General features: G+C 43.0%; 9 protein-coding genes. 7 read left to right on the top strand and 2 right to left on the bottom strand.

What is annotated here, in order from left to right; all coding sequences use genetic code 11:
- Window positions 1-41: 41 nt before the first annotated feature.
- The 4 genes from AC58QT_RS09850 (at window position 42) to AC58QT_RS09835 (ending at window position 4,374) form a co-directional block, all read left to right on the top strand.
- A complete protein-coding gene (locus AC58QT_RS09850) occupies window positions 42-1,439 on the top strand; it encodes a carbohydrate-binding protein (RefSeq protein WP_497408764.1) in 1,398 nt (465 codons plus the stop codon).
- A 107-nt stretch (window positions 1,440-1,546) separates the two neighbouring features.
- Entirely contained in the window at window positions 1,547-2,389 is an 843-nt protein-coding gene (locus tag AC58QT_RS09845; protein ID WP_497408763.1) for an AraC family transcriptional regulator, read from the top strand.
- Between the two features lie 93 nt (window positions 2,390-2,482).
- The gene (locus tag AC58QT_RS09840) at window positions 2,483-3,355 is read left to right on the top strand and encodes a sugar phosphate isomerase/epimerase family protein (RefSeq protein ID WP_497408762.1); all 873 of its coding nucleotides are present in this window, start codon (window positions 2,483-2,485) and stop codon (window positions 3,353-3,355) included.
- A 2-nt stretch (window positions 3,356-3,357) separates the two neighbouring features.
- The gene (locus AC58QT_RS09835; RefSeq protein WP_497408761.1) at window positions 3,358-4,374 is read left to right on the top strand and encodes a hydroxyacid dehydrogenase; all 1,017 of its coding nucleotides are present in this window, start codon (window positions 3,358-3,360) and stop codon (window positions 4,372-4,374) included.
- A 47-nt stretch (window positions 4,375-4,421) separates the two neighbouring features.
- On the opposite strand, the gene AC58QT_RS09830 is transcribed toward AC58QT_RS09835, so the two are convergent.
- Together AC58QT_RS09830 and AC58QT_RS09825 are read right to left on the bottom strand one after the other, a co-directional pair.
- Window positions 4,422-5,297, bottom strand: a complete 876-nt coding sequence (locus AC58QT_RS09830; protein ID WP_497408760.1) for a sugar phosphate isomerase/epimerase family protein — start codon at window positions 5,295-5,297, stop codon at window positions 4,422-4,424.
- Between the two features lie 14 nt (window positions 5,298-5,311).
- Window positions 5,312-6,055 carry a phytanoyl-CoA dioxygenase family protein gene (locus AC58QT_RS09825; protein WP_497408759.1) on the bottom strand — a complete coding sequence of 248 codons (744 nt, stop codon included), beginning with the start codon at window positions 6,053-6,055 and terminating at the stop codon, window positions 5,312-5,314.
- A gap of 327 nt (window positions 6,056-6,382) precedes the next feature.
- Between AC58QT_RS09825 and AC58QT_RS09820 the strand changes: the two genes are divergently transcribed.
- From AC58QT_RS09820 to AC58QT_RS09810, 3 genes are all read left to right on the top strand, one after another.
- Window positions 6,383-6,982: a TetR/AcrR family transcriptional regulator gene (locus AC58QT_RS09820; RefSeq protein ID WP_497408758.1), complete on the top strand. Its 600-nt coding sequence runs from the start codon at window positions 6,383-6,385 to the stop codon at window positions 6,980-6,982.
- 64 nt (window positions 6,983-7,046) lie between these two features.
- Window positions 7,047-8,249 carry an MFS transporter gene (locus AC58QT_RS09815; RefSeq protein WP_497408757.1) on the top strand — a complete coding sequence of 401 codons (1,203 nt, stop codon included), beginning with the start codon at window positions 7,047-7,049 and terminating at the stop codon, window positions 8,247-8,249.
- Between the two features lie 244 nt (window positions 8,250-8,493).
- Entirely contained in the window at window positions 8,494-9,507 is a 1,014-nt protein-coding gene (locus AC58QT_RS09810) for a LacI family DNA-binding transcriptional regulator (protein ID WP_497408756.1), read from the top strand.
- Window positions 9,508-9,587 lie beyond the last annotated feature (80 nt).

Here is a 9,587-nt window from a genome sequence, read left to right as displayed (position 1 = left end):
CTTACATAGTAATCCTACCATTTTAAAGGAGTGAATGATGAATGCAAAAACAAGGAAAACGAGTCATGAAGTTATTAGCCGGATTTGGAATAATCAGTATGGTTTTTGGCGCAGCCACCTCCCTTGCGGCAACCCCAGGATCAGTCATTTTTCAATCTGGTTTTGAAGGTAGTTCAACAATTTCTCAGCTTAATGCGCAGAAAGATGATATTACAGGAACAGATAGCTCGTATTCCACAAAAAATAATTGGGTTACAGATTTGGAAGGCAATGCTCAGATCGGCAGCTTTGAACTGCAATATGAAGGCGGCACTATTACGGACCGCTACGCCCAAATTATTGCAGATCCAGCTTATTCAAGTAATAAAGTGCTTCACTTTTGGATGAAAAATGGCGTAATTCCAGATGGCAGCTATAACAAAGGACGCATTCAAGCCAATATCTATGATGAAAGTGGCAATCCTCAGCAGTCATTGAACGAAGTGTACTATAAAGTTCGCTTGAAGCTCCATCCAGATATGCAGAAGCTTGAAAGCTACTCCAATGCAATTCCTTGGCTGACATTGGCTGAATTCTGGAACGACGGGACTTGGTATGGGAGCAGTTATCCATTCCGGGTTACATTTGGGTTGAATAAGGATGCGAATGTGGGTTCAAATAAACCGTTGTACTTCGAGGTTAACGCAGAAAAAATGGATACAAATCCCCGTGTTGAATTATGGCAAGCGGAAGCCAAGTCTTTTCCGATCACGTATAATCAATGGATAACCCTAGAGTTTTATTATAAAAAAGGGAATGCCACGAATGGCCGTTTCTATGTAGCGGCTACGCCGGATGGCGGCAGCAGGCAAGTACTCTTTGATGTGAAAAATTGGACGTATCATCCGAATAACCCCTCGCCAGTAGGCTTGGCTAATTTTAATCCTTTAAAACTATATACAGGGGATTGGTTGATTAACCATGTTCGGAACAATGGCGGCATTATGCAGCTGTATTGGGATAATTTCGAGCTATGGAATGGCTGGCCGCAAGCTGTTTATCAGGCAGAAGCGATGACGCTCGGAACAACATCAGGAGAAGCGTTGACGAATTCCAGCGATGCTAATTGCAGCGGAGGGGTTTGTCAAATTTTTGACAGCAACGGTGTCGGAGACTATGTGAACTATTTCGCCAATGTACCTCATGATGGTAATTATGATATTAAAGTGGGTGTCAAAAAAATAAACACGCGAGGTAAGTTTCAATTCTCGATTGATGGTGTGAACACAGGAACTGTACAAGATTTGTACGCAGCTACTGCCCAATATACGGAGTTGTCAATTGCAAGTGACGTCCAGTTAGATGCAGGCGATCGGAGATTTAAGTTCTATGTAACAGGAACGAGTGGAACTGGCTATCAGCTTGGCATTGATTACATCAAGATCATACCTAAGAATTAGCAGTGAAATTAAAGCCAATATCCTTCACTTGGGATGTTGGCTTTTCCTTTCGCATGGTATACTTTACTTATAACTAACTCGGAGATGACGGAGGAACTAGTTCACCAATGAGCACGCACCTCATTTATTACTATCAAGATTTTATGGAGAAAGACTTTCCATTTAAGCTGGACTTTCGGAAGGAAACCAGTCTGAATCTGGACTTTCATGCCCATGAGCATGTTCAAATTTGCTATCTGATGCGCGGAACGTGCTGCCATTATACGGATAATCAGAAGTATGTGATGAGTAAAGGGGATATGCTTGCCATACCGCCATTCGTGCCGCATCGTTTTGAACCTTATGAAGAGGAAAAAGTGGAGATCGTGCAAATTGATTTTATGCCGCTCATTGTTGATCAAGATGAGACGTCGCTCTCTAATCAATTTTTTCCGAAAATCCAAATTTCTGCACAATCGCAGGAAGTCGTGGAGCAGCTCATTTCCAGTATGAAGTGGGAGAATGAGAAGAAGGAATCTGGCTATCATTATTTGATCAAGGCAGATCTGATCCGATTGTTGGTGACCATCTTTCGTGAGAGCACGAAGGAAGGTCCTCAAGTTAAATCCAAGGATACAACTGGAAGAAGGCTATTTCATGATGCCGTTCATTATATTGAGCAGCACTATGCCGATAACCTTCAACTCGAGGAAGTAGCTCTGCGCGCCGCCATGTCACCAACTTATTTTAGCTACATGTTCAAAGTACTGAAGGGTCAGCCCTTTATTCAATATGTGAATGACGTTCGCATTCGAAAGGCGATTGATTTGCTGCGTTTGACTGAAAGGAGTGTCCTGCAGATTTGTCTGGAAACAGGCTTTAACAACGCGAGTCATTTTAACCGTATGTTCAAAAAAGCAACAGGGATGACGCCATTGAAATATCGCCAACAGTCTGAGGACACATCCTAAAAAACGTCCATTTTTTCGTAAAATACTGCATTTAATTTGCATAGCCTCGAGGTATAGTAGACGTAAGTCAACCATACTTGGAGGTTTTTTCTCATGAAATTATCCTTTAGCACGCTGCCTTGTGAAGGCTGGAGTGTAGATTCGCTGATCGCGAGCTGTCAAACCTTTGGTTATTCCGGAATTGAGCTCAAAGAAGACAATAATTATGCAGTAACCTTAGGTACACCTAGCAGTGAACTGCGATTAATTGCTGATAAGTTTAGAACAGCAGGCATAACCATTACGAATATTGGAAGCAAGGTTATTTTTAATGGGATACATTCAGAAGAAGAGAATACGTTGACAGAATTAAAGCAATACGTGGATATGGCATCCACATTAGGTGCAAAAGGGGTTCGGATTTTTCTAGGCTCATATCTTAGATTCGTTCATCAAAGGGAACAGGAACATAACCTGGAGCGAATTATCAGCTATGTGCAGGAAGCGTGTGACTATGCTGCTGCTCTAGATGTAGAAATATGGATTGAGACTCATAATGAGTTTTCTACTGGTAAGGTATTAAACGCGTTACTGGATCGAATTGAGCGGCCCAATTGCAAAGTCATTTATGACATTATTCATCCCTACGAGTTTGGTGAATCGCCTGCGAAAACGATTCAATTGCTAGGCGATCGCTGCGCCCATGTTCATATGAAGGATGGCAAGCCTTTTGAAGATTCAGAAATCCACGAATGGCAATATACAGCGATTGGTCAGGGTCAACTGCCATTGGAAGGTATCGTTTCTGCTTTGGAGGAAAGCGGCTATGACGGATTCTACTCCCTAGAATGGGAGCCGAAGTGGCGTCCTGAGTTGAGAGAGCTGCAATTGGAAGTACCTGCTGTGCTAGAATCCTATGTAACATGGGTAAACAATCAATTTGGATTAAATTATGGAAGTCACGATCGACTAAAAGGGAACATATGAACATGAAAACATTACTTGCAATTACCGACCCGCACTTGAAGGAACTTTTTTTCCCGAAGCATGTTGTTGAGAAGTTACAATCTTTCTCAGAGACAGTCTGGTTTGAAGAGACGGGGGAGACATGGAGCTCCGAAGGCTTGTCACGAATCATTGGTGAGTATGATGCGGTACTTACATCGTGGGGTACACCTTTTTTTACACAAGAGGTACTAGCGCATGCTGAAAAATTGACCTTTATTGGTCATGTTGCAGGCTCCCCGACGTCGATTGTTGACGACAGCGTCTTTCATAAGGGTATTACAGTCGCATCGGCAAATCCCGTTTTAGCGAAATCTACAGCAGAAGCAGCGCTTGCTTTAATCATGGCGGGTGCCTGGGATTTGCATGGCTATAATGCGAGGCTGAAACGGGGACAGTGGGGGAACAACAGCAAAGATACGGTAATGGGTTTAGCTAATCAGGTAATTGGGCTCATCGGCTTAGGTGAAATTTCAAAGAATGTCATTTCAATGTTGAGCGGCTTTCCAGTCCACATTAAACTTGCTTCACGTTACTGTACCGAAGAACAGGCAAAATCGCTCGGCGTAGAGTTGTGCTCTTTGGACGAGCTATTGCAAACAAGCCAAATTATCTCGCTGCACAGTACGTTGACACCTTCAACCATTGGTTCTATCGGTAAAAGAGAACTTGCACTCATACAGGATGGCGCCCTGTTCGTCAATACAGCTCGAGCTAAAATTGTAGATGAAGAGGCGCTTATGGACGAGCTCCAATCCGGACGTTTCTTCGCTGCACTGGATGTATTTCATAAAGAACCCGTGCCAGCGGACCATGCGTTGCATGCTTTAGATCATGTCATCTGTGTGCCTCATATCGGTGGATTCGCTAGAAAGTACAAACAATCCATGGGGGAATTTGTTGTAGACAATTTACAAAGCTTCTGCCGGGGGGATAGCCAAGTTGTCGGCTCCATTACATTAGAAGAGTTCGGTCGCATGACTACGATTCAGATGCAATAGTAGGATGAACGAATAACGGCCACAGGCAAAGTCCTATGGCCGTTATTCTATTTATTCGCAGCGGAAACTTCACGCGTGACTTCACTCCATAATGTTTCTGCAATGGATTTGAATAAAAGAGCTTGCTGCCAGCGATCGGAGGCTTCCAACTCTTGCCCCAAAGAATTCCTATATGTCATTGCATAGTTTCCAGGAGGTCCCAGCTCGGTTACGAACGGTAAAGCAGATCCGGGACGGGCGTTAGCTAGCCAGTTCAACATGGCTTTTCGCCACCATCTCTTGAAATGGCTAAGCATGGGGTGATTTGCTTCAGCTCCAACATCGATTTGTATTTTCTCACCATCTGAAACTCTGGCATGAATACAGGCTGTTTGCTTGAGCAGGCGATCGAATGCGGCCTCGGCGCTATCAGAAGTGCCGTTCATTTCACCTGCAACAACATAGTGGGATAGATCAATCGTCAGCGGCAGATAGGGAATGGACTGGCAATATCCAAGCGTACGGATCAAATCCTGAGTTACGGTCCCACGGTGTGTTTCAATATATACAGCAATATTTCTTTCAGTAGAAGCAGTCAAAATCCCCTCAATCAATCGAACTGCTTCCTGATCGATGACGAAAGCGTCCATCACTTGCGCGTTGATATAGGAAACCCTCCCAAAGACGGCTGCAGCATCCAGTGAATCGTGGATATCTTTTACGGTGCGTGGAAAGGCTAAAGCGCTAAAGCCAAGCTTGTATTTATCGAGAAGCCGGTGCCAAGTGTCCATGTCTTCTTTGGCAGGGATCCATCCGCAAATACTTGTATAACCGGCTTCAGCGATTTTTTCGAATCGTTCTTCCATCGACCAATCTGTACCCTTTGTTCCTAGTCCGCCCATGGCCCACCAAGATTGCTGCATATCCAAACGTAAATTCATCATCGTTGCTTCTCCTTTTAGTACAATGGGAATTTCTGACGTAGGTCCTCACGGAATAGGATGTTGGAATCCTCACGAATATAGTGGCAAACATAAGAACGACGCCAGCGGTCTTTACTGCGATTTTTCGTGGAGGAATGAATAAGCAGCTCGCTGAAAAATAAAATATCCCCTTTTTCCATGACAACCGGAATCTGTTTGCTTGTATCAATACCCTCGGTTTCTTCAGTCCAATGTTCGTGTTCTTCTAGATTTTTGACGGCGCCATGCGGCAGCAATCCTAGTTTATGCGTCCCAGGCATCACCCATAAGCAGCCATTCTCTTGGTCTACGCTTTCTTCCATGGCCGTCCATGCAGCAATCATGGTCATGGGATCGTTTTTAATATAATAGTAGTCCTGATGTGAGGCTTGACCTGGCGAACCGGGTTCTTTATAAAAGTACATACTTTGCACGCATACAGCTTCCTTGCCCATTAGTTGAGCTAATGCGCCGCGAACGATGGTATGTTTCATTAATTGACGAGAAAAACTATCGTGTTTATGCGGATTGAATAAGCGAAGCGAGAATTTTTTGCTTTCTTCACAGTCGGCCCATTGGGGAACGGATTCTTGGTGGCGAATGTCGTAAATGTGTCCGTTAAAGGCATCGACTAGATCGTCACTCATTCCTTTTTTGAACAGAAAGTAACCGGAATCTTTAAAGAAATCAATTTGTTCTTGTGTAAGCGGTGTTAATGGTGGCGTGAATGTTTGATTCATAGAGGCGCACTCCTTCTGATACGTACTGTTCTTTCTCTCTTCTAGATTACGATGAACAAGAGGTGCGGACAATGTCTGAGGTTAGCAGAAATATATCTGTAATTGATATTAAGCTATTTGATCATCTAATCTCGGGGAAGGGGAGAAGAATTGAGTGAAGGGGATAGCGAAATCATTACTTTAGATAGGATCAAATCTGTATCAGCTGGACTCAACATCTTATGATTTGCAAAGATTTCAATAATCACCTATAATACTGAATAAATGTTCAGTATTAATTCGGTTCTCCTTTTACAGATCGGATAGCTAGAAAGTGGTGAAGCATGTGTGAATAAAAAGCAACAACAAACCGAGCAAACGAAGAAGAAAATTGCTGATGCGGCCAGAGGTTTATTTGCTCAAAAAGGGTACAAAGCAACCGCGATTGAAGACATTGTAAAAGCAGTCGGGTGCAGTGCAGGCAACATTTATTATCATTTTAAGAATAAGGAAGGGCTATTTTTATATTTACTTGAGGATTGGAACAGGGAATGGGACCGTAATTGGTTGGTCAAGGAACAACTGTACACGACGACAACCGATAAATTATATGGCATGGTTGAATATTTGGCGCTTGATCAACTAAATCATCCGTTGACGAGGGCTGCTGATGAGTTTTTCAATAATGCGGAGAAAGCCCCCGATGTGGAGGAGCGAATAAATCTCATGGTTAAAGGGTACATTGACTTTAATCGGCAGTTGCTTCAGAAGGGGATCGATAACAATGAATTTGAAAGTGCGAATGTGTCCGGTCTCGCGATTATCTTGGACAGTCTGTTGCTTGGGCTCAGTCAACATAGCCGAAGGATGGAACGAGAAGAAGCGCTAGCGGCATATCGCTTGGCTATGGATGTGTTTCTGTTGGGAATTTCCAGACGGATCCACTAGCCTTTTTTTTGCCATAATACTGAATATATGTTCAGTATTATTCGATTATAGGAGGATTTACAAAATGACATTATTGACAAGACATCAGGGAGCATTATTGATACTCATGTTTAATCTTTTTTTAGTCTTTTCTGGTATCGGACTTGTTATTCCTATTATGCCTAAATTCATGGATAGTCTAGGTATTACAGGAGGTATTATCGGCTTACTGATTGCTTCTTTCTCACTGACGCAGCTTCTTTGTTCACCGCTAGCCGGCCGTCTAGCCGATTCCTTCGGCAGGAAAAAAATGATTGTCATCGGCATGCTTGTATTTGCTGTCTCGGAAGGATTGTTTGGATTAGCCAGTTCGCCTCTATTGCTTTTTGTATCGAGAATGCTAGGCGGCATCAGTGCAGCCATGATAATGCCGGCCGTAATGGCTTACGCAGCAGATATTACGACACCGAAAGAACGTGCGGCAGGGATGGGATATATCACAGCCTCCATTACAACGGGCTTTATTATTGGACCTGGTATAGGCGGCTATATTGCTGAATTTGGGATTCGTGTCCCCTTTTACGCTGCAGGAGCCGCGGGGCTTTTCGCGGCATGTATCACAATGTTTATCCTTCGGGAGTCGCGTCCGACGCAAGAGAACATATCCGATACACCTTCTAGTACAGTTGAACGAAGAGGTCTGTTCTCTCAATTGAGATATGCCTACAGAGAGCCCTATTTCTTTAGCTTAATTATCGTTTTTGTTATGTCCTTCGGACTTGCTAATTATGAAACGATCTATGGACTGTTTGTGGATCAAAAATTTGGTTTTCAGCCTAAGGATATCGCTTTTATTATTACGTTCGGGTCTATAGCTGGCGCTGTCGTTCAAGTTACGGCATTCAGCTGGCTGTTGAAACGGGTTGGGGAGCAGCGCGTCATTACGCTTTGTCTTTTCTTTGCAGGTTTGTTTATCATGCTGACGCTTTTTGTTCACCAATTTTGGATGATTTTTGCTGTTACCTTTATTGTATTTTTGGCGATCGATATCTTACGGCCTGCCATTAGTACCCAATTATCTATGGTGGCTGAGGATCAACAAGGCTATGTTGCCGGTTTGAATTCCGCTTTTACGAGTCTTGGTAATATAGCTGGGCCTATTGCTGCTGGATTTCTGTTAGACTTGGATGTCAATTATCCGTATACGCTGGCTTGCTTAGTCCTGTTGATTTGCAGCGGCTTATCGATTAGAAGTAAAAAGCGCAGTTTGCGAGTTAACCATTCATGATAAAATAGCTATTTATAGTAAATAATAAAACCAAAGTAGCATAATAAAGTAAAAAAGCAGTTAAGAATTCGCGTTTCTTACTGCTTTTTTGTTTGTGATCTAGTATACTGACTGTATAGGCATGCATGTTATTTCATGATGTAATCGCTTTATTTCATGTTTAAACGTTTAAATTAATGAATAAAGGAATTCGATATACAGGTCGGATGATACCATGCACGGATGTCGAATAGAGGAGGCTGCTATGGTAACACTGAAAGATATTGCTGAAAAGACGAATTTATCGGTCACAACGGTTTCCCGTGTCGTGAATTTTAACGATACAAGTATTTGCAGTGAGGAATCGCAGAAATTAATTTGGTCTTTAGTTGAAAGTATGAATTATAAAGTAAAAAATAAAAAACCGAAGCCGAGTAAAGATGGCGAGACGCAGGCTGGTTATAAGTTGGCATACGTTCTTGGACAGTCGTCCTATGCGGCGCAAGGTTCCTACGGATATCACATTATTAAGGGGATCGAGTCCGAAACGGTAAAAAGTGGATCATCGATTTCCTTCAATTGCTTAAATTTGGATTTGTACAAGCCTGAGGAGTTGTGTGATCGTCTGCTGGAGTCGGGTGTGCAAGCGGTTGTTTGGGTGGCAGGAACGGAAGAAGAATATCTCAGTATGCTCAAAAGTAAACATATACAGGTGACCGTGGCAGGCATTGAACCGAGCTATATACCGGAGCACGTAGATTATGTAGGAGTCGACTTTTATCCGGAGACACTCAAATGGCTCAAAACCAAATTCGTTAACCAGTTTGAGCGGGTGGGGTACATTGGGCCTACGTATAGTTCTAGGTATGAAGCTTTCGTGGATGCGAATAAAATTTTGGATAAAAAGGTGGATCCAGCCTTCATCGTTGCCCATGATGAATGGGATGCTGGTGCCGCGAAAACCGCAATGTCGGCTTATTTGCAAGGAAATAATCCATTGCCTGAGGCTTTCTTTGCGGCGAGTGATATCATCGCAATTGGTGCGATGAACGCTTTTAGAGATCATGGAATTAAAGTACCCGAGCAAGTGAAAATTCTTGGCTTTGACAATAATGAAATGGCGGCGTATTTGACGCCTGGACTAACGACCATCGGTGTCCCGACCTTTGAAATTGGGGTTATGGCTGTGCAAGCCGCGATCTCCCGGTTAAAAGAAGACCGCGGCTTCCCGGTTCGCTATATTTTGCCAACACGGTTTGTGGAAAGACAAACGCTATAGTTATCATCTATGTAAAAAAAAGTCTGTTTCAGGTTGATCCTGAGACAGACTTTTTTTTGATTTAAATTATAGTGTAATTG

The sequence above is a fragment of the Paenibacillus sp. J31R109 genome, assembly GCF_059692055.1.
This window is presented reverse-complemented; position numbering and strand designations above follow the sequence as displayed.

Excerpts from the sequence above, each read along its gene's own strand:
- AC58QT_RS09850 (WP_497408764.1), top strand. The coding sequence starts at position 42 with ATGCAAAAACAAGGAAAACGAGTCATGAAGTTATTAGCCGGATTTGGA.
- AC58QT_RS09845 (WP_497408763.1), top strand. The coding sequence starts at position 1,547 with ATGAGCACGCACCTCATTTATTACTATCAAGATTTTATGGAGAAAGAC.
- AC58QT_RS09840 (WP_497408762.1), top strand. The coding sequence starts at position 2,483 with ATGAAATTATCCTTTAGCACGCTGCCTTGTGAAGGCTGGAGTGTAGAT.
- AC58QT_RS09835 (WP_497408761.1), top strand. The coding sequence starts at position 3,358 with ATGAAAACATTACTTGCAATTACCGACCCGCACTTGAAGGAACTTTTT.
- AC58QT_RS09830 (WP_497408760.1), bottom strand. The coding sequence starts at position 5,297 with ATGATGAATTTACGTTTGGATATGCAGCAATCTTGGTGGGCCATGGGC.
- AC58QT_RS09825 (WP_497408759.1), bottom strand. The coding sequence starts at position 6,055 with ATGAATCAAACATTCACGCCACCATTAACACCGCTTACACAAGAACAA.
- AC58QT_RS09815 (WP_497408757.1), top strand. The coding sequence starts at position 7,047 with ATGACATTATTGACAAGACATCAGGGAGCATTATTGATACTCATGTTT.
- AC58QT_RS09810 (WP_497408756.1), top strand. The coding sequence starts at position 8,494 with ATGGTAACACTGAAAGATATTGCTGAAAAGACGAATTTATCGGTCACA.